Origin of the sequence: Modestobacter roseus (assembly GCF_007994135.1) — a bacterium.
Classification (GTDB): Bacteria; Actinomycetota; Actinomycetes; order Mycobacteriales; family Geodermatophilaceae; genus Modestobacter; species Modestobacter roseus.
Genome location: NZ_VLKF01000001.1, coordinates 1,696,857 through 1,718,249, shown reverse-complemented (window position 1 = coordinate 1,718,249; position 21,393 = coordinate 1,696,857). Strand labels below are relative to the sequence as shown.

The following is a 21,393-nucleotide window of genomic DNA, read 5'->3' as shown; positions in this document are numbered from 1 at the left end:
AAGGGCTGACGGCCGTGCTCGGGCGGGGCCGACCCGCCCGAGCACGGCGGCCGGGGCCCCCGCGGGGCCCCGGCGACTCAGCGGGGCGGCAGCCCGACCGAGTGGGTGTCCATGAACTCGCGGATGCCCTCGATGCCCATCTCGCGGCCCATCCCGCTGCCGTCGAAGCCACCGAAGGGGGCGCGCTCGTCGAGCACGCCGGCGCCGTGGGAGTTCACGAACGTGTAGCCGGTGCGCAGCCGGGCGCCCACAGCCGCGGCGCGGTCGCGGTCGGCGGTCCACACCGAGGAGCACAGGCCCGACCAGGTGTCGTTGGCCCGGGCGATGGCGTCCTCGTCGTCGTCGAACGGCAGGATCGGGATGGTCGGCCCGAACTGCTCCTCGACCACGATCCGCGCGTCGTCGCTGGGGTCGAGCACGAGCGAGGGACGCAGGAAGTTGCCGCGGGTGGTGTCCGCCCCCGGGGCCGCCTCGCCGAACTCGCGCACCTCGAAGCCCGCGGCGCGGGAGGCCTCCACCAGCTCCTGCACGTACTCCTTCTGCTTCGGGCTGTGCAGCGGGCCCATGTTCACGCCCTCGTCGAGCCCGTGGCCCAGGCGCACGCCGGACAGCGCCGCCGACAGGCCCTCGACGACCTCGTCGTAGCGCGAGCGGTGCACGTAGATCCGCTTGGCGGCCATGCAGATCTGGCCGGTCGAGTCGAACGTGCCGCTGTAGAGCTTCTGGAAGGCGTCGTCGTCGAGCACGGCGTCGGCCAGCACCAGGGCCGGGTCGTTGCCGCCCAGCTCGAGCGCGACGCGGGTCAGGGACTCGCTGGCCATCGCCATGATCCGCTTGCCGCCGCCCGGGCTGCCGGTGAAGCAGACCTTCTTCACCCGGTCGTCCTGGATCAGCGCCCCGCCGATCTCGGCGTCGGCGCCGGTGACCACGTTGAGCACACCCGGGGGCAGCAGCGCGGCGACCTGCTGCACGGTGCGGGTGGTGGCCAGCGGGCAGGACGGCGGCGGCTTGACCACCACGGTGTTGCCGGCGAGCAGCGCCTGGGGGAGCGAGGCGGCGAGGATCGCCAGCGGCCAGTTGAACGGCACGATGATCGTGACGACGCCCAGCGGCAGGTAGGAGATGCGCAGGTCGGTCGGCGGACCGGCCAGCTCGACCGCCCGGTCGACCTCGTCGACCAGCCCGGTGGCCAGCCCGAAGCGGTGGGCGAACACGATGGAGTCGATGAAGGACTCCATCCGGATCTTGCCGTTCTCCCGGGTGAGCACCTCGGCGGTGGCCGGCCGGTCGGCCTCCAGCGGGGCGAGGGCCGCGGTGATCAGCTCGGCCCGCTCGGCCGGGGTGCGGGCGGCCCAGGCCGGGAACGCGCGGTGGGCGGCGGCGACGGCCTGCTCGGCCTGCTTGGCGCTGGCGGCCGCGGCGTAGCCGACGACGGAGACGCCGTCGGCCGGGTCGACGACCTGGAGCCGGTCGTCGGTGGTGTGCACCTCCCCGTTGATGAAGAGGTCGGTGGTGATCTCGGGCAGGTCTGCGAGGGGCGGCACGGATGCTCCCGGGGGTCGGCGGTGACCAGGGCCGGTACGTACGGCCCGGGGTGTTTCTCCGCCCACCGTAGGCAGGCCCGTGCCGGGACGGAAGCAGTTGCGGACAGTCGTCCGCAGATCGTCACCCCGCGGCCGCCCGGGTCGGGTCGTCCGTCCCGGGCGGGGTGGCGGCCTGGCGGCGGCCGGGTCTGGGACGGATGACGTAGGGGGATCACGCCCGGGGGCGCGGGACAGCGCAGGTGGTACCGGGTTGCATGGCGGCACCGGGATCCGGCCGGTCCGGCGACCGGCCGGGCCGCTCGCCCGGTGCCCCGCCGAGAGGAGCGCACCCGTGGTCCGCGCCGCCTGCCCGCCGTCCGCCGCCGGGTGATCCTGCGGTGGCGGACCCCGCCGGGGTGACACCCCGTCCTGCCCGGACCCTCGACCTGCCACGCTCTGGTCGTCCGGCCGCACCGGTGCGGCCGGACCCGAGCTGGGGGTGGGTGGCGATGAGCGCAGGAGCGACGGCGCAGGAGCAGACGGCGCAGGACCTGCTGGTCGCCCTGGTCGAGGTCTCCGCCGACGGCCTCGGCGTGCTCGACCCCGACGGCCACCTGGTGCGGGTCAACCGGGCCGGCCGGGCGCTCCTCGGCCTGGCCGGCGGTGACCTGCCGCCGCACTTCGTCCCCTTCGGCACCTCACCGGCCGGGCTCGGGGTGCCCGACGGCAGCGGGGCGCTGCTCACGGTCACCACCGTCGACGGCCGCCGGCGGGTGCTGGAGTACCGGCTCACGACGCTGCCCGACGGGCACGCCGCGGTCTGGTTCAGCGACGTCACCGACGAACTGCGCCAGCAGGACCGGCTGACCGCGATCACCCGCGCCGCGGCCCAGGTGGCCGGCGTCCGCTCGCTGCGGACGACGCTGGACGCGGTGGCGCGGGAGGTGGTGCGGACCGCGCAGCTGGGCGCGGTGCAGATCTTCGCCCTGGACGACCCGCGGGCCGAGGTGCGGGTGCTGGGCATGGCCGGGTTCGGCGACGCCGCGGACTTCACCGAGCGGCTGTCGGCGGTCCGCCGGCTGGGAGCGCACGTCCGGTTCATGGACGCCTTCGCGACCGGCCGGCCGGTGGTCGTCCGGCATCGCAAGCCGGTGATCATGGCCGACCCGCGCTGGGCGCCGCTGCACGCGGTGATGGACACCCCCGACTGGGACAGCTTCGCCTCGGTGCCGCTGGTGGTCGGCGGTCGCACCGTCGGCGTCATGAACGCCTACTACAAGCCGGGGGAGGACCCCAGCGCCAGCTCGCTGGCCTTCCTCGAGGCGATGGCCGACCAGGCCGCGGTCGCCATCCACATCGCGGCGCTGCTGGCCCGCACCCGGTCCGAGGCGGAGTCCGACGAGCGCCGCCGGCTCGCCCGGGACCTGCACGACTCGGTGGTGCAGCAGCTGTTCAGCATGCGCCTGCAGGCCGGCGCGCTGCGCGCCCAGCTGGACGCCGGGGAGGCCGGGCCGGCCGGGGTGCGGGCCGCCGCCGGCGAGCTGGCCGAGCTGGCGCAGAGCGCGCTGGCCGACCTGCGCGGGCTGGTCTTCGAGCTGCGGCCGCTGGAGCTGGCCGACCGGGGGCTGGTCGAGGCGGTGCGCGCGCACGCCGACAGCGTCGAGGTCCGCACCGGCCTGGTGGTCGAGGTGCTCGCCGACGGCGACGTCGAGCCCGCCTGGGAGCTGACGGTGCAGGAGGACGTCTACCGGGTGGTGCAGGAGGCGCTGCACAACGTGGTGAAGCACGCGCGGGCGCGCACCGTGGAGGTCCGCTTCGCACTCGAACCCGACGGGCACTGCCTGGTGGTGACGGTGACCGACGACGGGTGCGGCGGTGGGGAGGCCCCGGCCGGGCCCACGCTCGGCCTGGTGTCGATGCGCGAGCGCGCCGAGCGGTGGGGCGGGCGCTGCACCGCCGGACCGCGCGAGGGTGGAGGCTGGCAGGTGCAGCTGACGCTGCCGCTGGTCGAGCAGCAACCAGAGCGGACCCAGGGAGGGCTGGACCGGTGACAGAGCAGCAGCAGGGTGTCCGGGAGTCGGGTGTCCGGGAGTCGGGTGTCCGGGAGTCGGGTGTCCGGAACGCGGGCGCAGGGGAGGCGGGTGCCCCGGAGACGGGTGCCCCGGAGACGGCGACGATCCGGCTCATGGTCGTCGACGACCACGCCGTCGTGCGGCGCGGCATCCTGGCCTACGTCGACGCGGTCCCCGCCCTGGAGGTGATCGCCGAGGCCGGTGACGGGCAGGACGCGCTGGCCCAGCTGGCCCAGCGGCGGACCACCGGTGCGCCGCTGCCGGACGTCGTCCTGATGGACCTGCAGATGCCGCGGATGGGTGGCATCGAGGCGACCGAGGCGATCGTGCGGGTGCACCCGGGCGTCGCGGTGGTGGTGCTGACCAGCTTCGGCGAGGTCGAGCGGGTGCACGCGGCCCTGGCCGCCGGCGCCTCCGGCTACGTGCTCAAGGACGCCGAGCCGACCGAGGTGGTCGCCGCGGTGCGGGCCGCGGCGGCGGGGGAGGTGCACCTGGACTCCGCGGTGGCCCGGCAGCTGACCCGCCGGATGTCCGGCCCGCAGGTCGGGCTGGCGGCGCTCACCACCCGGGAGCGGGAGATCCTGGTGCTGGTGGCGCAGGGCCACTCGAACCGGGAGATCGCCGACCGGCTGGTGATCAGCGAGCGCACCGCCCGCACCCATGTGAGCAACGTGCTCGCCAAGCTCCAGCTCACCTCCCGCACCCAGGCCGCGCTGCTGGCCATCCGCGACGGGCTCATCCCGCCGCCCAGCTGACCGCCGGCCCCCGGCTGTACCGGACTATCGCGACGGATGACGTAGGCGACCCCTGTCGCAGTGCCCGGTCACGTGCTGACCGCCGACGGATACCCCGGAGTGCCCCGCAGGCATAGCGTGGACGTGGCACCGGTCACTCCCGACGGCGACCGTTGCAGCACCAGTCCCCGAGCCGAGGAGCGCGCGCAGCCGATGCCCGACACCCAGTCCGTGCTGGTGATCAGCGCCCACTCGGCCGACTTCGTCTGGCGGGCCGGGGGAGCGATCGCGCTCTCGGCGCAGCGCGGCGCCTCGGTGCACGTGCTGTGCCTCAGCTTCGGTGAGCGGGGCGAGTCGCAGGGGCTGTGGGCGAAGGAGGGGATGACCCTCCAGGGCGTCAAGGACGCCCGCCGAGCGGAGGCCACCGAGGCCGCCGGGCTGCTCGGCGCGAGCATCGACTTCCTCGACCTCGGCGACTACCCGCTGCGGGTCGACGAGGCCGCGCAGGACCGGATCGTCGGGGTGATGCGCGAGCGGTTGCCCGACGTACTGCTCACCCACGTGGCGAACGACCCGTACAACCGCGACCACAACCTGGCGCACGAGACCACCCTGCTCACCCGGATGGTCGCCCAGGCGCACGGGCACGACCCGGGCGCGACGCCGCTGGGCGCGGCCCAGGTGCTGCAGTTCGAGCCGCACCAGCCCGAGGTGTGCGGGTTCGTCCCGGAGCTGCTGCTGGACATCACGCCGGTGTTCGAGCTCAAGAGCAAGGCCATGCAGTGCATGGGCGGCGGGCAGGGCCACCTGGTCGACTACTACACCCAGCTCGGCACCCGGCGCGGCGTGCAGGCCCGGCGCAACGGCGCCCCGAAGGGCGTCACCCAGGCCGAGGCCTTCCAGCGCACCTTCCCGACGGTGGGGGACCAGCTGTGGTGACCCGGCACGTGATCGTCACCGACACCCCACGCCCGGACGCCGACGCCGTGGCCGTCCTGGGGAAGGCGGGGGTCGCCACGGCGCACGAGGCGATGGGCCGCCGCGGGCTCACCCACCCGGTGCTGCGCCCGATCTATCCCGGCGCCCGGATCGCCGGCCGCGCCGTCACGGTGCTCAGCCAGCCCGGCGACAACCTGATGATCCACGCGAGCATCGAGCAGTGCGGGCCGGGTGACGTGCTGGTGGTCACCACCACCTCGCCGTCCACCGACGGCATGTTCGGCGAGCTGTTCGCCACCCAGCTGGCCACCCGGGGCGTGCTCGGCCTGGTCATCGACGCCGGGGTGCGCGACGTCGCCGACCTGACCGCGATGGGCTTCCCGGTGTGGTCCCGCGCGGTCTCCGCGCAGGGCACCGTGAAGGCCACGCCCGGTTCGGTGAACGTGCCGGTCGTCGTCGCCGGTGCCCTGGTGCAGCCCGGCGACGTGGTGGTCGCCGACGACGACGGCGTGCTCGTCGTCCCGCGTGCGGACGCGCCCGCGGTGGCCGAGGCGGCCACCGCCCGGGAGGCGAACGAGCAGGCCAAGCGCGAGCAGTTCCAGGCCGGCGTGCTCGGGCTCGACGTCTACGGCATGCGCGAGAAGCTCGCCGCGCTGGGCGTCAGCTACGTCCGCGCCACCGAGGCGCCGGCCGCTGGGCAGGAGGACCGGGCATGAGCACGTTCGTCCTCGTGCACGGCGCCTGGCACGGCGGCTGGTGCTGGGACCGGGTCGCCCCGCTGCTGCGCGCCGCCGGCCACGAGGTGCACACGCCGACGCTGACCGGGCTCTCCGAGCGGGCCCACCTGCTGTCGCCCCAGGTGGGGCTGGACACCCACACCGAGGACGTCACCCGGCTGATCGAGGTGCTCGACCTGACCGACGTCGTGCTCGTCGGGCACAGCTACGCCGGGCACGTGGTCAGCATGGTCGCCGACCGGGTGCCCGAGCGGATCCGCCGGCGGGTCTTCCTCGACGCCTTCGTCGGGTCCGACGGGGAGACCGCGGTCTCGCTGCAGCCGGAGACGGTGGCGCACCACTGGGCGGAGTCCGCCGCGGAGCAGGGCTTCGGCTGGCTGGTCCCGGTGCGCAAGCTGTCGGTGCTCGGGGTGACCGAGCAGGCCGACGTCGACTGGCTGACCCCGCGGCTGACCGCGCACCCGTGGAAGACCTACACCGACCCGCTCCGACTCTCCGGGGCCGCCGACGCGGTGCCGGCGGCGTTCATCGAGTGCGTGAGCTGGATGCGGGTGTTCCAGTCGCAGGCCGACCGGGCGCGGGAGCGCGGCTGGCCGGTGCACGAGCTGGAGACCGGGCACGAGGCGATGGTCACGGCGCCGAAGGCGCTGGCCGACGTGCTGCACGAGCTGGCCTGAGCGGGAGGAGACCTGCAGATGGAGTTCCTGGTCCGGTCGGAGAACCGGCTGCCCGCCGACTTCCCGCCCGAGCGGCGGGCCGAGCTGCGCGCCGGGGAGCGGGCGCGCGCGGTCGAGCTGCGCGAGGCGGGGGTGCTCAAGCGGCTGTGGCGGGTGCCCGGCCGCAACGCCACCGTCGGCCTCTACGAGGCGGCGGACCCGGCCGAGCTGCACGACGCGCTCATGTCGCTGCCCATGGCCCCCTGGCTCGACGTGCACGTCGAGGCGCTGGCCACCCACCCCCAAGAGCGCACCTGAACGGCAGCACGCACGTGAACGGCAGCACGCAGCTGAACGGCAGCAGGGACAGCAGCAGGGAGCACGGCCGACGGGCGAGGAGGCCCTCATGAGCACCGACCAGACCAGCGCACCACCCCGGCCGAAGATCGACGTGCCGGGTACGCCGATCTTCGACGGCGCCACCAGCCGGCGCGGGTTCAAGATGAACAAGCTGTTCATGAGCCTGCGCACCAAGGAGGCCCGGGACCGCTTCCTGTCCGACGAGCCCGCCTACTGCGCGGAGTTCGGGCTCACCCCCGAGCAGACGACGGCGGTCACCGAGCGCGACTGGCAGGCGATGATCGACCTCGGCGGCAGCATCTTCTACGTCTACAAGCTCGCCATGATGGACGGGCGCTCCATGCAGTACCTCGGCGGTGTGTTCACCGGCATGACCGAGGACGAGTTCAAGGCGGCGCTCGCCGCGGGAGGGCGGTCCTGATGGCCGAGGTGATCTGGGGGCTGGCGACGTCGCACGTGCCGTCCATCGGCGCGGCGATGGACCGCGAGAAGACCCAGGACGACAACTGGAAGCCGCTGTTCGACGGCTACCAGCCGGCCCGTGAGTGGCTGGCGGAGCACAAGCCCGACGTCGCGATCGTGATCTACAACGACCACGCGAACGGCATCGACCTGGACATCGTGCCGACGTTCGGCATCGGCACCGCCGAGCGCTACCCGGTGGCCGACGAGGGCTTCGGTCAGCGTCCGGTGCCCGAGGTGGTCGGCCACCCCGAGCTCTCCCTGCACCTGCTGGAGAACCTGGTCGACGACGGCTTCGACCTCACCGTCTTCCAGGAGCTCGAGGTCGACCACGGCCTGACCGTGCCGCTGTCGGTGTGGACGCCGGAGCCCGGTGACGCCTGGCCGTGCCCGGTCGTGCCGTTGCTGGTCAACGTCATCCAGTACCCGCAGCCGACCGCCGCGCGCTGCTACGCGCTGGGCAAGGCGCTCGGCCGGGCCATCCGCAACTTCCCCGAGGACATCACGGTCGGGGTGCTCGGCACCGGCGGCATGTCCCACCAGCTCGCGGGGGCGCGGGCGGGGTTCATCAACTCCGACTTCGACCGCCGGTTCCTGGCGGAGATCCAGTCCGACCCGGCGAAGCTGGCCGCGCTGTCCCGGGAGGACTACGTCCGGCTGGCCGGCTCCGAGGGCATCGAGATGATCATGTGGCTGATCATGCGCGGTGCGCTGGACGACGACATCACGCGGGTGCACGACACCTACTTCGTGGCGGCGTCGAACACCGCGGCAGCGCTGGCCCTGTTCGAGAACAAGGCCGACAGCAGGGCCCTCCAGCCGGCCTGACCCCGGCCATACCCTCCGACCGAGCCCGGTCCCGCCTGCGCGGGGCCGGGCTCGGTCGTGTCCGGAGTCACATCCGTTACGGCCGCGACACACCGCGGACACGCGGCGTTCACCCAAGATCGGTCGTGTGCCGCCCATTGACTTCCCCCGAAGTGGTGAGCTTCACTTCGGTCGGCGCGGTACCGGAAAGTTTCGATAACCGCCCGGGATCCATCCGGAAGCACAGTGGCTGCGCGATCCATCCCGAGGAGAACACGAACACATGAGACAACGACGTCTGGTCGGCGGGGCAGCGATGCTCGGCCTGGTGGCGGGGGCCGGCGTGGTCGCCGCGCCCGCGGCTGCCGCAGCACCCACCACGGTGCACAGCACCGGCTTCGAGACCGGGACCGACGGCTGGTTCGGCCGCGGTGACGCGGCCGTCGCCGTCAGCACCGACGAGGCCCGCACGGGCGAGGCCAGCCTCGCCGTCACCGGCCGCAGCCAGAACTGGCACGGCGCCGGCCTCGACGCCCGGCCGTTCATGCCGGCCGGCCAGTACACGATCGAGGGCTGGGTCAAGCTGCCTGCCGGCGCGGGCAGCGACCAGGTGTCGCTGAGCGTGGCCCGCACCCCGGAGGGCGGTGCCGCCTCCTACGACTCCGTGGCCTACCAGGTCGCGGTCTCCGACGGCGGCTGGACCAAGCTCAGCGGCAGCTACGAGTTCGCCGGCGGCGTCAGCCAGCTGGAGCCGTACTTCGAGAGCCCCGACGCCACCCAGGACTTCTTCCTCGACGACGTCACGATCGTCGGCGAGGCGGCGGCGCCGCAGGAGCCGGGCACCGTGGCCCCGCTGGCCACCGACTTCGAGGACGGGCTGCAGGGCTGGGGCCCGCGCGGTGACGCCCTGGTCGAGCGCACCACCAGCGACGCGCACAGCGGCTCCGCCAGCCTGCTGGCCACCAACCGGCTGCAGAACTGGCAGGGCCCGGCCATCGACGTCACCCGCAACCTGGCCGTCGGCCAGACCGTGCAGGTGACCGTCTGGGCCAAGCTGGCGCCCGGCCAGGGGTCGGCGTCGCTGCGTGCGTCGATCCAGCGCGACCGCGGCACGCAGACGAACTACGAGAACATCGGCGGCGCCAGCGCGGTCGTCACCGACGCCGAGTGGACCCGGCTGCGGGGCACCTACACCCTCGGCGCGCCGATCGACTCGGCGCAGCTCTACGTCGAGGGCGACGCCGGGAAGAGCTTCCTGATCGACGACGTGACCGTCGCGCCGTTCGCCGAGACCCCGATCCAGGACGTCCCGGCCCTGCAGGACGTGCTCGGCGCCCAGGGCTTCGAGCACGTGGGCGTGGCCATCGACTCCCGCGAGACCGTGGGCCGCGCCGCGCAGCTGGTCACCAAGCACTACGGCGCGATCACCCCGGAGAACGACGGCAAGCCCGAGGTCGTGCAGCCCACCGAGGGGACGTTCGACTTCACCAACCTCGACCGCCTGCTGGACTTCGCCGACGCCACCGGGACCGACGTCTACGGCCACGTGCTCGCCTGGCACTCGCAGACCCCGGCCTGGTTCTTCAGGGACGGCGACCGCAACCTGACCAGCAGCCCGGCCGACCAGGCGATCCTGCGCGCCCGGCTCGAGGCGCACATCAAGGGGATCGCCGACCACATCGACGCCCGCTACCCCGACGGGGACTCCCCGATCTGGGCCTGGGACGTGGTCAACGAGGTCATCGCCGACGGCGACAACGCCAACCCGCACGACATGCGGGACAGCCGCTGGTTCCAGGTGCTCGGCGAGCAGTTCGTCGACGAGGCCTTCCGGCTCGCCGACCGGTACTTCCCCGAGGCCGAGCTGTTCATCAACGACTACAACACCGAGATGCCGGAGAAGCGCGCCGACTACCTGGACCTGGTGCGCAGCCTGATCCAGCGCGACGTGCCGATCGACGGCGTCGGGCACCAGGTGCACGTGGACTTCGCCCGCCCGGTGGAGTGGGTCGGTGACTCCCTCGCCGGCGTGGAGCGGCTCAGCGCCGAGACCGGCCGCCCGCTGCTGCAGGCGATCACCGAGCTCGACGTCAGCGACTCCAAGGAGAACAACGGCGCCGACGTCAGCAACGGCACCGTGCCGCAGCACTCGCCGGCCTACGCCGACGACGCCGACGCGGCCGCCGAGCTCGGCTACTACTGGCGGGACCTGTTCGAGGTGTTCCGGGACCACTCGGACTCCCTCGAGTCGGTGACCGTGTGGGGGATCAGCAACGCGCGCAGCTGGCTGCGCACGTGGCCGGCCGCCCGCCCGTGGGAGCAGCCGACCCCGTTCGACGACGACCTGCAGGTCACCCCGGCCTACTGGGGCATCGTCGACCCGAGCCGGCTGCCGGCCCGCCCGGCGGACGTCTCGCCGCCGCGGATCGCCGCCAAGGACCCGGTGCTGGCCACCTCCACCGGCGTCACCGGTGCCGAGGTGACCTACACCCCGCCGGTCACCGGGGACACCCGGGACGGTGCGATCGTGCCGACCTGCGACACGCCGTCGGGCGCGCTGTTCCCGATCGGCACCACGACGGTCACCTGCACCGCCACCGACCGGGCGGGCAACGTCGCCACCCCGGGCCGGTTCGACGTGGTGGTCACCCCGCCGGCGACCACGACGCGGCTGTACCAGCAGATCAACAACGGGCCGGTCGTGCGGGCGAACGCGAAGCAGACGGTCCAGCTGGTCGTGCAGTTCGGCAACAGGGGGAAGGGCGTGCTGCTGGGCGACACCTTCCAGTACTCCTGCACCCAGACGGCCGGCGCGCCGATGAGCCTGGAGCTGGCCCCCGGGTCGGCCCGCCAGGTCGGCAACCGCGACTACCCGGCCGGGCAGAACGCCAACTTCACCCTGCGCGGCAAGCCCACGCAGGTCGGGACGGCGTCGTTCGACTGCACCCTGTCGATGACCGACGCCCTCGGGGCGCCGGTGACCGCGACCACCTCGGTCACCATCGACGTCCGGAAGTGATCGCCGTCCACAGGTGAGCACCGGGCCCGCGGGCCCACCGCAGCACGCCGGCCCCCGTCCACCGTCAGGTGGGCGGGGGCCGGTCGCGTCCGGGAGGAGCGGTCAGCCGCGCCGTCCCCGGCGGAACCAGGCCAGCGGCCCGACCCAGCCCACGGAGATGACCAGGGCCCAGCGGGCCTTGCTGCCGTTCACCTCGGCGGCCGGGCGGGTCGCGAGGTCGGCCCAGGCGGTGGCGGCCAGCGACAGCTGCACCGAGGCGAGGGTGCGGACGACCGCCTGCTGACGGGGCGTCAGCTCCGACCACGGGGGGATGCGGGTCACCGGACCCGCCCTTCCAGCAGGCAGGTGGCGCCGGCCACGTGCGTGCGGGTGTCGGAGACGTGGGCGCGCAGCTCGGCCAGCACGTCGGGTTCCCCGTGCGGCACGGCGGCCAGCACGGCGCGCCGGGGCCGGAGGGCGGCGTGCCGGAACACCGACCGGGTCAGCTCCGTCCGGACGTGCCGGGGCGCCGCCTGGGCCAGCCAGAACTCCAGTCGCACCGCCGCGTCGTCGGCGCGCACCTCGACGTGCGCCACCGGGCGGCCGCTCGCGTCGAGCGCGGTCACGCCGAGGTCGTCGGACTCGAGCCGGTACCTGCCGGTGGCCGGTCCCGTCATGTCTCCCCCTGGTGGTGGTGCCGGTCCCGGCTCCAGCGTCCCCTGCGGGCGGGTCCGGGACGAGGGACCAAGTGCCCGTGTGCCGTGCGGTCGGGGGCCTCTAGCGTGGGAGGCCGGAACGCCCGGAGGGACCGGCGCGGGAGAGGCAGGCAGCTGGTGACCAGTGGAACGGGGGAGGCGGCGACCACCCCGGTGCGGGTGTTCCTGCTCGACGACCACGAGATCGTCCGGCGCGGCGTCGCCGACGTGCTGGAGACCGACCCGGGGATCACCGTGGTGGGCGAGGCGAAGAACGCCGCCGAGGCACTGGCCCGGGTGCCGGCGCTGCGTCCGGACGTCGCGGTGCTCGACGTGCGGCTGCCGGACGGCGACGGCGTCAGCGTCTGCCGCGAGCTCCGCTCCAAGATGCCCGACCTCAAGGTCATCATGCTGACCAGCTACAGCGACGACGAGGCGCTCTTCGAGGCGATCATGGCCGGCGCCTCCGGCTACCTGCTCAAGCAGATCCTCGGCCAGGACCTGGTCGCCGGGGTGCGCACGGTCGCTGCCGGGGGGTCGCTGCTCGACCCGACGGCGGCTGCGGCGGTGATGGAGCGCATGCGCCGGGCCGCCGAGCCGGCCGGGCCGCTGGCGAAGCTCAGCGACCAGGAGCGCACCGTGCTGGAGCTGATCGGGGAGGGGCTCACCAACCGGCAGATCGGTGAGCGGATGTTCCTGGCCGAGAAGACCGTCAAGAACTACGTGTCGCACCTGCTGGCCAAGCTGGGGCTCGAACGGCGCACCCAGGCGGCGATCCTCGCCACCGAGCTCCGCGGCCGCCCCGGCGCAGCGCCCTGACCCGCGGCCGCGCGGGTCAGGCGCTGACGGCGGTGTCGGCCGAGGGCCGCGCGGTGCCCAGCGAGATGCGGCGGCCGCGCAGCAGGGTCATCCCGATCGCCACGTAGCAGGGCTCGTCGGCCGGCGCCCAGGCGCGGGCGCCGGTCACGTCCAGCGCCGCGACCTCCACCGGGTCGGTGATCAGCCGGGAGGCGCCCACGACGGTGACGTTCCAGCCCGTGCGGTCGGTGCGGTCGTGCTCGTCGACCTCGAAGGCGACGACCGCACCCCGGCTCGCCGCGGCGACCTTGCTGCCACGTCGGGTGGGGATGACGACCTCCGCTCCGACGACGGCGAAGGACACCGGCTGGATCGCCGGCAGCGCCCCCTCGGTGTAGGCGATCCGCCCGATGGCCGCGGTCGCCAGCAGACGCCGGCACTCCGCGTCACTGAGCTCTTCGAGGACGCGATCGGTCACGGGGTTCCTCCTGTGCGCGGTACGCCGATCGTGCCGCGCACAATCGTCTACCGCTCCACTGTGCCCGGCGGACCACCGCCGCACCCGGGTCCTAGGTCCCGAGCTGGCCCGTCGACGTCCCCGTCCGGCCGGAGGGGTGGTCAGCCGCGGCCGGGAACGGGCAGCGGGGCGCACCAGCGCAGCCGGGTACCGCCGTCCGGCAGCGCCTCGACGGCGCTGTCCCCGCCCCACCGGCCGGCGCGCTCCTGCAGGTTGCGCAGGCCGCTGCGGGCCACCGTGGGGGCGATGCCGCGCCCGTCGTCGAGCACCTCCAGCACCACGTCGTCGGCCACGTCGAGGGTGACGGTCACGTGCCGCGCTCCGGAGTGGCGGGCGGCATTGCTCACCCCTTCGCGCACCACGGCCTCGACGTCGACCGCCAGCTCCCCGGTGACCAGGGCGTCGACCGCGCCGGACATCCGCACGGTCGGGTGCAGGTCGTCCCCGGCGCCCGCGGTCACGATGTCGAGCACCCGCCGCCGCAGGCTGTCCTGCTGGTTCCCGCCGTCGGTCGTGTGCAGGTCGAAGATGGTCGTGCGGATGTCGCGGACGGTCTCGTCCAGCTGGTCGATCACCCCGCGCAGCCGCTGCTGCACGGCGACGTCCCGGACCCGGCCGGTCGCCGCCTGCAGGCTGAGCCCGGCGGCGAACAACCGCTGGATGACGTGGTCGTGCAGGTCCCGCGCGATCCGGTCGCGGTCCTCGTAGACGTCCAGCTGCCGGGCCACCTGCTGGCGGACCGCCATGTCCAGGGCGAGGGCGACCTGGTCGGCGAAGGAGCTGATCAGCGGGCCCAGGGCCGGGTCGAAGGGATCACGGCCACCACGGCGGCAGGCGATCACCACGGCGGTCTGGCTGTCGGCGCCGCGCAGCGGCACCGCGAGCGACGGCCCCCAGGCCACGTGCGCGTTCGGGCCCCGGTAGTCGACCCCGGTGAGGTCCAGGGTGACCACCCCGTCGGCCCCGGCCACCGCCGCGAGGACCGGGCTGTCGGCCACGCCGAGCGTGGTGCCGGTGAGGTCCTCCAGTTCGGCCCCGCGCTGCGCCTCCACCCGGAAGCGTTCCGCGTCGTCGGCCGCCCGCACCAGCCAGGTTCCGTCGGCGTCGGTGAGCTCGGCGACCCGGTCGACCACCAGCTGGAAGGACGCCTCGGGGCTGAGCCCGCCGAGCAGGGCGGCGCGCACGTCGGCCACCGCGGTGAGCCAGCGCCGGCGCACCTCGCCCTCGGCGTAGAGGCGGGCGTTGTCGATGGCGATGCCGGCCGCACCGGCCAGCGCGGTGAGCACCGCCTCGTCCTCGGCGGTGAACGCGCCCTCGCGCTCGTCGGTCGTGTGGGTGCGCTTCTCGGTCATGTAGAGGTTGCCGAACACCTCGCCGCGGACCAGCACCGGGACGCCGAGGAAGCTCCGCATCGGCGGGTGGTGGGCCGGCATGCCCACCGACGCGGGGTGGGTGCCGAGGTCGGTGATCCGCAGCGGGTGCGAGTCGGTGATCAGCTGCCCGAGCACCCCCTTGCCCTCGGGGAGGTGGCCCATCCGGGCCGCCAGCTCGGCGTCGATGCCGACGGTGATGAACGCGCCCAGCCCGCCGCCGGGTCGCAGCACCCCCAGTGCGCCGTACCGCGCGTCGACCAGCCCGGTGGCCGCCTCCACGATCTGGCGGAGGGTGGCGTCGAGGTCCAGGCCGCTGGAGACGCTGAGGAAGGCGTCGAGCAGGTCCTGCACCCGCTCCTGGGACCGGGCCACGGCAGCCAGCCGCTCCTGCACCTCACCCAGCAGCTCGGTCAGTCGCATCCCGGCCAGGGGTGAGGGGGCCGCCGGCGCGGGGCCGGTGGCGTCGGGGTGGGGCGTGCGGCTGGTCATCTCGCCCAGATTGGCACTGACGTGGTTCCGGTGGAAGGCCGGGGGGCCGGGCCCGTGCGCAGCCGTCGGCCGGACAGGGTCGCGGCGCGCAGCATCACGTAGCAGTGCCGCGTGGCGGGGAACCACGGGCGCACCCCCCAGCGGTCCAGCCGGGCGACCTGGTCCGGGTCGTGCACCAGGCGCGACGGGCCGAGCACCGTCACGTCCCAGCCGGTCCGACCGTCGGCGTCGACGTCGTCGACCTGGAGGGCGAGCACGGCGGCCCGGGCCGCGTCGGCCAGCTCGCTGCGGGCGTCCACCGGCACGAGGAGCTCCTGCCCGGACAGCAGGTAGCTGACCGGCTGGAGCACCGGCAGGGCGCCCGCGGTGAACGCGATGCGCCCGACGTCCCGGGTGCCCAGCAGACGCAGGCACTCGGGCGCCCGGAGCGCCTCGGGCTCGCGGCCGGCGCCGGTGGGGGACACCGGGCCCACCGGTCCGGGTCAGCCGTTGCCGCGGACGGGCCGCGGGGCGAGCTCGGCGGCGATCTGCTCCGCCCAGGCCCGGACGGCGGGCCAGTCCCGGGAGTCACCGACGGGAGCCCGCATCGCGGTCACCACCGCCCGCTCCGCCAGGCCCAGCCGCGCGGGGTCGAGGCGGCCCGGGAACACCCGGTGCTCCCGGGCGGTGAGCGAGCGCAGCAGCGGGGCCGCGTCGTGCGGGTCGTCCGGCGGGAACGGCGGCGCCCCGATCGGCCCGCTGCTGAACAGCCAGACCGGGCGTCCGCGCAGCGCCGCGGCGTGCCGGGCGGCGTAGTCCCGGGCGGGCGCCAGCCAGCGGCCGGCGTAGACCGCGCTGCCGAGCACCACCGCGTCGTGGTCGGCCGGGTCGCCGGCCCGTTCCACCGGCAGGATCTGCACGACCAGGGTGGGCGACGCGGCCCGCAGCACCCGGGCCAGCTCCTCGGCGATCTCGGCCGTCGCCCCGTGCCTGCTGGCGACCGCGACGAGCACCCGGGATCTGCCCTCGCCGTTCGTGCCGTGCGCCGGGTGGGGGGTGCGCGGGGCCTGCGTCGGCATCGTCGTCTCCGTCCGTCGGTCCCTGCCAGCCTCTGCCGGCTGCCGGTCCCGCTGCGCGGGCCGGTGGTCCCGGAACGCAGGGGCAGAGGGCCCGCCCCGGCACCGGCGTTCTCCACGGCGGGCCCTTCGCCCCCTGCCCGGGCCACGGGCGGGGCGGCAGGCTGGGCACACCGGTCCGGGACAGCCCTGGGCGCGCCCGGCAGGAGGGTCCGTGGAGCAGCAACCCGGCGTCGTGCTGACGCTCAACGTGGGGTCGTCGTCGCTCAGGGCGGCGGTGCGAGACCCGCGGGCCCTGCTGCGGCTGCACGTGCGGGACCTGCACGAGACCGGCGGGGAGCTGGCGGCGGTGGGCCCGGGGGACCGGCAGGAACACCGGCACCTGCCCGGCGGATGGCGCGCTGCCCTCCCCGCGGTGGCCGACGCGCTCACCGGGCGCGGGCTGGACCCGGCGGTGGTCGTGCACCGGATCGTGCTCGGCAGCCAGCTGCTGACCCGGCCGCGCCGGGCCGACGACGCCCTGCTGGCCCGGCTGCACGGCGAAGTGCGCCGGGCGCCGCTGCACCTGCCGCGCCAGCTCGCGGTGGTCGACGAGGCCCGCCGGCTCTGGCCGCGGGCGGTGGTGGTGCTGTGCCCCGACGGCGGATTCCACGCCGGCCTGCCCGACGAGGCGGTGGCGCTGCCGCTGCCGGCCGGCGACCGCGCCACCGGGCTGCGGCGCTGGGGGTTCCACGGGCTGGCCGTGCAGAGCGTGGTGCAGACGGTGCCCGACCTCGGGGACGCCGTCGTCGTGCACCTGGGCAGTGGGTGCAGCGTCACGGCCGTCAGCGGTGGCCGCTCGCGGCACACGACCATGGCGCTGAGCCCCGCCGGTGGCGTCCCGTCGCTGACCCGCAGCGGGGACCTCGACCCCGAGGTGGTCCTGCAGCTGGTCGAGGCCCGCGACGGCGACGTCGCCGCGGTGCGGACGCTGCTCAACCAGCAGTCCGGGGTGCGGGGCCTCTCGGGCGGACGCAGTGACGTGCGCGCACTGCTGGCCGACGGCGACCCCGCCGCCGACCTGGCGCTGCGGGTGTGGGTCCGGGACGTGGCGATGGCGGTCGCCGGGGCCGTGACGACGCTGACCGACTGGCGGACGGTGGTGTTCAGCGGCGGCATCGGCACCGGCTCGGCAGAGGTCCGGGAGCGGGTCTGCGCCCGGCTGCTCCCGCTGCGGCCGGGGGCCGCGGCGGCACCGGGCGCGCCCAGCGAGCAGCTCGGAGCAGCCGGGGTGCGGGTGCTGACCGTGCCGGTCGACGAGGAGGCGGTGCTCGACGGCCTCGCCCGCCAGCTCCTCGACGCGTCGCCGGCCCGCCGCTGACCGGGCCGGTCGGCGGCGGGCCGGCAGGTCGGTCACCCCTGTCGCGACCTCCCGGCCGCGGTCAGCGGTGACCGTGCCTCCCGCGGCACGGCCGGCACCGGCACCACCAGCACGGCGGTGGGCGCCCGGTGGACCACCGAGTGCACCGTGGCGTTGAGGGTGTCCGGGACCGGGGTGGGGCGGCCGATCACCACCAGGCTCGCGCCCTGGGACCGGCCGACCAGCACCTGGCCCGCCCGGCCGGGCACCACCACCGCCTCGACCTCCAGCTCCGGGTGCGCGGTGCGCAGCTCGGCGACCGCGGCCTCCACCCCGGCTCGCTCGCTGCGGTCGGTGGCGTCCGGGTCCAGCCGCCAGCGCAGCGACCGCACCGCGTCGTCGGTCAGCTGCCGCCAGGCGTGCACCACCTCCAGCGGCTCACCGCGGTCGATCGCCTCGCGAGCCGCGGCGGCCAGCACGTCCACCGTCCCCGGCTCGCCGTCGACGCCGGCGACGACGCCGTGGCAGGGCAGCCCGCCGCCGGTGCGGCGGTGCACCAGCACCGGTGCCGCGGACGTCGCGACGACCTCCTCGGCGACGGTGCCCAGCGACGTCCCGAGCGAGGTGGCTCCCCAGGTGAGGCCGACCGCGCCGACGACGACGAGCGAGGCGGAGGCCGAGGCGGCGCGCAGCACGTCGGCGGCGGTGCCGTCGACCAGTTCCGCGCGCACCTGGTCCCCGGGGAGCCGGCCGCCCAGCGAGGCGCGCAGGCGCTCCAGGTCGGCGGCGGCCGACCGGCGGGCCGCCGCCCGTGCGTCGACGCCGGCCGGCAGCCCGGCCGGCTGGGTCGCGGGCCAGCTGAAGGCGCGGACCAGGTGCAGGGGTGCGCCGCGCCGGCCGGCCTCGGCCGCCGCGGCGCGCGCGGCCTCGGCGGCGGGGACGGAGCCGTCGACCCCTGCGACGACGGGTGCGGTGGACTGCGGGTGCATGGCTGCTCCAGTGCTCGGGCGGCGGTCCCCCCGATCGTGCGGCGTCGTCCAGCACCGTCCCGGGGGCGAAGGTCCCCGATCGGTGTGCCGTACCGCCCTCGCCCACGGCCGCCGCATGCGAGGACGGTGTGACGTGCACCACCACGATCGACTCCGCGAGCAGGAGGGGACACCATGACCATCGCCGACGCACCGGGTCCGATGGAGGGCCGCAACCGCACCCGCCCCGCACCGGACCCGCTGGCGATGTCGCCGGCGGAGAAGCTGGCCGCGGAGTGGGAGGCCCGGCACGACGTGGCCGCCCGCGGGCACCGGGTCCCGCCGGACGCCGTCCAGCACTACCTGGCCCAGCACCGCGTGGCCCAGCACGACAGGGCCCAGCACAACAGGGCGGAGTCGCTGACCCGGGACGCCCGTCGGACCGGCGAGCACGAGGCCGCCACGCCCGCCCGGCGGGCCGCGGAGCGGCCGGCCGCGGACGAGACGACCGTGGACCCGCCCGCACCGGTCCCGCGACGGCGTCGCTGGCCGTGGCGACGGCGGTGACCACGCGATCCGAGCGCGCCGCGGACGCGGGGCGGCTCAGCCGGGGCCGGGGTCCGCGCTGCCCAGGTCGACGCTGACGGCGACGACCCCGGGGACGGTCCGCGCCAGGGTGGCCAGTGCCCGGGTCAGCACCGCAGGGTCACCGGTGCCGTCACCGGCGGGCGGCCTGCTGCGGTCGGTGCGGCCCACGGCGACGACACCGTCGGTCGCCGTCACCCACCAGCCCTCGAGTTCGCCCGTGTAGGCCTCGACCAGGCGCAGCACATCGGCAGCGACGTCCTCGTCGAGCCGCACCAGCGTGCGCAGCAGGTCGCGGCGGCTGAGGATGCCGACCAGCCGCTCCCCGTCGACGACCGGGGCACTGCGCAGCTGCCGGTCGACGAAGAGCCGGGCCACGTCGGCGACGTCGGCGGTGGCCGGCACGGTCACCACCGGGGAGGTCATCACGCCCTGGACCTGCATCGGTGGCGCGGCGTGCTCCGGCTCGCGCACCATGTGCAGTCGCGGGTCCTGGGGCAGTCGACTGCGCAGCACGTCGGCCTCGGCGACGATGCCGACGACCGCGCCCGTCGCGTCGACGACCGGCAGCGCCGCCCAGCCGTTGCGGGCCATGAGCTCGGCGGCCTGCCGCGCCGTCGCACCCGGCGGCACGGTCACCACGTCCCGGGTCATCAGGTCCCTGGCCTGCACGGGGTCTCCCTCCCTCGCTGGGCTGCCCACGCTGGCGCACGCCCGGGCGTGACCGCAAGGGCCGGAGGTCTCGGGCCGGGTGCCGGAGACGGGCCGGCCGCCGCGGTGACCCGTACCGGCGGGGTCGAACGTCCCGGGGGGCGGGGACGTGCGCCCGCCGTGACCCGCCTCCCGCCCGAGCAGGGTGGGGGCGGGCCGGGACGCGCCGGCACCGCCACCGCCCGGTCCGGTGACCGGACGTCCGAGAGCCAGGAGGCTGCTGTGCACACCGTCGAGGACACCGACCGGCCCCGCGTCGTCGTGGGGGTGGACGGTTCACCCGGTTCCCGGGTGGCCCTGGCCTGGGCGCTGGAGAGCGCCGCCCGGCGTGGCGCAGCGCTCCAGGTCGTCGCCGCGTACCCGGTCGACCTGTACTGGGCCGACGCCCACCTGCTCGACCGGGGGCGGCTCGACCTGCTGCGCGAGGACACCGGGGCCCGCGCCCGCGAGCTCGTCACGGCGGCGCAGCGCGACCCGCGGAGCGCGGGCGTCGCGGCGGTGCCGGTCGAGGTGCTGGCCGTCCCGGGTGCGCCGGCCGAGCAGCTGGTCCGGCTGTCGGAGGGGGCCGAGCAGCTCGTCGTCGGCAGCCGCGGCCGGGGCGGGCTGCGCAGCACGCTGCTCGGGTCGGTGGCGCTGCACTGCTCGGCGCACGCCCGCTGCCCCGTGGTGGTCGTGCACCCGGCGACCGCGCCGACGGCCGGGCCGCCGCGGGTGGTCGTCGGGGTCGACGGCTCCGCACCTGCGCGCGCCGCCCTGGCCGAGGCCGCCCGGGCCGCCGCGGAGCTCGACGCCACGCTGGAGGTGGTGACCGCCTTCCACCTGCCCGTGCTGTGGACCGACCTGTCCGTGCTGGTGGTCGAGTCCCAGGACGAGTTCCGGGACGAGGCGCTCCGCCGGGCGCGGGACGTCGTCGACGACGTGCTCGGCGCCGATCCGCCGGTGCCGGTGCAGGTGCTGGCCGAGGAGGGGCGGGCGACCGACGTGCTGGTCACCCGCGCCGCCGGTGCGACCCTGCTGGTGGTGGGCAGCCGGAGTCGCAGCCGGCTGCCCGGGATGGTGCTGGGGTCGGTGGCCCTGCACGCCGTGGTCCACGCGCCGTGCCCGGTGCAGGTCGTGCACCCGGCCGGCGCGCACGACGGGGCGGCCGGCGCCCGGCGGATGGCGGCCGGCGCGAGCTGAGGCGCCCCGGGCGCCGGTCCGAGGCGGCAGCATGAGCGGCTCGGGCCGGAAGCGCCGAGTCCGTGGTCGGGAGGAACGGGATGACCCAGGACCAGCAGTGCCAGTGCCGACCGGACCGGACCGAGGAGTGCCAGGCCCGGCAGGTCGGGGACGTGGTGGTCGGCGATGTCGCCGTCCGCCGGGTCGCCTCGGGCGCGACGGCGAGTGGCGCGCTGGCGGTGGGGAGCTGGGCGGTGGGCGCACTCGCCGTCGGCTCGTTCGCCGCGGGCGGCCTGGCGGTGGGGGCGCTGGCGATCGGCCTGCTGCGGATCGGCCGGCTGACGGTCCGGCGGGCGGAGTTCGGCGAGCTGCGGGTCGACCGCCTCGTGGTGGGCGGGCGGCCGGTCGGCTGACCGC

The 21,393-nt window shown here is 75.5% G+C and carries 23 protein-coding genes; 14 read left to right on the top strand and 9 right to left on the bottom strand.

Features of this window, described 5'->3' with window-relative positions:
• Window positions 1-77: 77 nt before the first annotated feature.
• Window positions 78-1,544, bottom strand: coding sequence for an aldehyde dehydrogenase family protein (locus tag JD78_RS08185; RefSeq protein WP_208104042.1), 1,467 nt, complete (start codon window positions 1,542-1,544; stop codon window positions 78-80).
• 488 nt (window positions 1,545-2,032) lie between these two features.
• On the opposite strand from JD78_RS08185, the gene JD78_RS08180 reads away from it, so the two are divergent.
• The 9 genes from JD78_RS08180 (at window position 2,033) to JD78_RS08140 (ending at window position 11,309) form a co-directional block, all read left to right on the top strand.
• On the top strand, window positions 2,033-3,574 hold the full coding sequence (locus JD78_RS08180; protein ID WP_166521076.1) for a sensor histidine kinase: 1,542 nt from the start codon (window positions 2,033-2,035) through the stop codon (window positions 3,572-3,574).
• Window positions 3,571-4,350 carry a response regulator transcription factor gene (locus JD78_RS08175; protein WP_228395243.1) on the top strand — a complete coding sequence of 260 codons (780 nt, stop codon included), beginning with the start codon at window positions 3,571-3,573 and terminating at the stop codon, window positions 4,348-4,350. The genes JD78_RS08180 and JD78_RS08175 overlap by 4 nt, the downstream gene beginning before the upstream one ends.
• 192 nt (window positions 4,351-4,542) lie before the next feature.
• Window positions 4,543-5,268 (top strand): PIG-L deacetylase family protein, encoded by a 726-nt coding sequence (locus JD78_RS08170; protein ID WP_153361198.1) that lies wholly within the window; start codon window positions 4,543-4,545, stop codon window positions 5,266-5,268.
• Window positions 5,265-5,984 (top strand): 4-carboxy-4-hydroxy-2-oxoadipate aldolase/oxaloacetate decarboxylase, encoded by a 720-nt coding sequence (locus JD78_RS08165; protein WP_228395242.1) that lies wholly within the window; start codon window positions 5,265-5,267, stop codon window positions 5,982-5,984. Before JD78_RS08170 ends, JD78_RS08165 begins: the two co-directional genes overlap by 4 nt.
• Complete coding sequence (locus tag JD78_RS08160) at window positions 5,981-6,682, top strand: alpha/beta hydrolase (RefSeq protein WP_153361196.1); 702 nt, start codon at window positions 5,981-5,983, stop codon at window positions 6,680-6,682. Before JD78_RS08165 ends, JD78_RS08160 begins: the two co-directional genes overlap by 4 nt.
• Window positions 6,683-6,700: 18 nt before the next feature.
• Window positions 6,701-6,979 (top strand): muconolactone Delta-isomerase family protein, encoded by a 279-nt coding sequence (locus JD78_RS08155; protein ID WP_153361195.1) that lies wholly within the window; start codon window positions 6,701-6,703, stop codon window positions 6,977-6,979.
• Window positions 6,980-7,067: 88 nt separating this feature from the next.
• Entirely contained in the window at window positions 7,068-7,442 is a 375-nt protein-coding gene (ligA, locus tag JD78_RS08150; RefSeq protein WP_153361194.1) for a protocatechuate 4,5-dioxygenase subunit alpha, read from the top strand.
• Window positions 7,442-8,311 carry a class III extradiol dioxygenase family protein gene (locus JD78_RS08145; protein WP_153361193.1) on the top strand — a complete coding sequence of 290 codons (870 nt, stop codon included), beginning with the start codon at window positions 7,442-7,444 and terminating at the stop codon, window positions 8,309-8,311. Before ligA ends, JD78_RS08145 begins: the two co-directional genes overlap by 1 nt.
• Before the next feature lie 262 nt (window positions 8,312-8,573).
• Window positions 8,574-11,309: an endo-1,4-beta-xylanase gene (locus tag JD78_RS08140; protein ID WP_208104041.1), complete on the top strand. Its 2,736-nt coding sequence runs from the start codon at window positions 8,574-8,576 to the stop codon at window positions 11,307-11,309.
• A gap of 102 nt (window positions 11,310-11,411) precedes the next feature.
• Here JD78_RS08140 and JD78_RS08135 read toward each other — a convergent pair whose 3' ends face one another.
• Window positions 11,412-11,630 (bottom strand): hypothetical protein, encoded by a 219-nt coding sequence (locus JD78_RS08135; protein ID WP_153361192.1) that lies wholly within the window; start codon window positions 11,628-11,630, stop codon window positions 11,412-11,414.
• Window positions 11,627-11,965 carry a hypothetical protein gene (locus tag JD78_RS08130; protein WP_153361191.1) on the bottom strand — a complete coding sequence of 113 codons (339 nt, stop codon included), beginning with the start codon at window positions 11,963-11,965 and terminating at the stop codon, window positions 11,627-11,629. Before JD78_RS08130 ends, JD78_RS08135 begins: the two co-directional genes overlap by 4 nt.
• 156 nt (window positions 11,966-12,121) lie before the next feature.
• On the opposite strand from JD78_RS08130, the gene JD78_RS08125 reads away from it, so the two are divergent.
• A complete protein-coding gene (locus JD78_RS08125; protein ID WP_279526834.1) occupies window positions 12,122-12,802 on the top strand; it encodes a response regulator in 681 nt (226 codons plus the stop codon).
• A gap of 16 nt (window positions 12,803-12,818) precedes the next feature.
• Here JD78_RS08125 and JD78_RS08120 read toward each other — a convergent pair whose 3' ends face one another.
• The 4 genes from JD78_RS08120 to JD78_RS08105 all read right to left on the bottom strand — a co-directional run bounded on the left by JD78_RS08120 (window position 12,819) and on the right by JD78_RS08105 (window position 16,218).
• Entirely contained in the window at window positions 12,819-13,259 is a 441-nt protein-coding gene (locus tag JD78_RS08120; protein WP_153361190.1) for a pyridoxamine 5'-phosphate oxidase family protein, read from the bottom strand.
• 140 nt (window positions 13,260-13,399) lie between these two features.
• Window positions 13,400-15,160, bottom strand: a complete 1,761-nt coding sequence (locus tag JD78_RS22555; RefSeq protein ID WP_166521075.1) for a sensor histidine kinase — start codon at window positions 15,158-15,160, stop codon at window positions 13,400-13,402.
• Complete coding sequence (locus JD78_RS08110) at window positions 15,157-15,624, bottom strand: pyridoxamine 5'-phosphate oxidase family protein (protein ID WP_166521074.1); 468 nt, start codon at window positions 15,622-15,624, stop codon at window positions 15,157-15,159. Before JD78_RS08110 ends, JD78_RS22555 begins: the two co-directional genes overlap by 4 nt.
• Before the next feature lie 18 nt (window positions 15,625-15,642).
• Window positions 15,643-16,218, bottom strand: a complete 576-nt coding sequence (locus JD78_RS08105) for a flavodoxin domain-containing protein (protein ID WP_166521073.1) — start codon at window positions 16,216-16,218, stop codon at window positions 15,643-15,645.
• Between the two features lie 211 nt (window positions 16,219-16,429).
• Between JD78_RS08105 and JD78_RS08100 the strand changes: the two genes are divergently transcribed.
• On the top strand, window positions 16,430-17,575 hold the full coding sequence (locus JD78_RS08100) for an acetate kinase (RefSeq protein WP_153361186.1): 1,146 nt from the start codon (window positions 16,430-16,432) through the stop codon (window positions 17,573-17,575).
• 32 nt (window positions 17,576-17,607) lie between these two features.
• Here the strand turns inward: JD78_RS08100 and JD78_RS08095 are convergent, their stop codons facing one another.
• Entirely contained in the window at window positions 17,608-18,543 is a 936-nt protein-coding gene (locus JD78_RS08095) for a universal stress protein (protein ID WP_166521072.1), read from the bottom strand.
• Between the two features lie 174 nt (window positions 18,544-18,717).
• Here JD78_RS08095 and JD78_RS08090 point away from each other — a divergent pair, with 174 nt between their 5' ends.
• Window positions 18,718-19,089 (top strand): hypothetical protein, encoded by a 372-nt coding sequence (locus JD78_RS08090; RefSeq protein ID WP_153361184.1) that lies wholly within the window; start codon window positions 18,718-18,720, stop codon window positions 19,087-19,089.
• Between the two features lie 36 nt (window positions 19,090-19,125).
• On the opposite strand, the gene JD78_RS08085 is transcribed toward JD78_RS08090, so the two are convergent.
• On the bottom strand, window positions 19,126-19,779 hold the full coding sequence (locus JD78_RS08085) for a CBS domain-containing protein (protein WP_153361183.1): 654 nt from the start codon (window positions 19,777-19,779) through the stop codon (window positions 19,126-19,128).
• Window positions 19,780-20,040: 261 nt separating this feature from the next.
• Between JD78_RS08085 and JD78_RS08080 the strand changes: the two genes are divergently transcribed.
• Together JD78_RS08080 and JD78_RS08075 are read left to right on the top strand one after the other, a co-directional pair.
• Window positions 20,041-20,997, top strand: coding sequence for a universal stress protein (locus JD78_RS08080; RefSeq protein ID WP_166521071.1), 957 nt, complete (start codon window positions 20,041-20,043; stop codon window positions 20,995-20,997).
• Window positions 20,998-21,077: 80 nt separating this feature from the next.
• The gene (locus JD78_RS08075; protein WP_208104040.1) at window positions 21,078-21,389 is read left to right on the top strand and encodes a hypothetical protein; all 312 of its coding nucleotides are present in this window, start codon (window positions 21,078-21,080) and stop codon (window positions 21,387-21,389) included.
• Window positions 21,390-21,393: the final 4 nt, after the last annotated feature.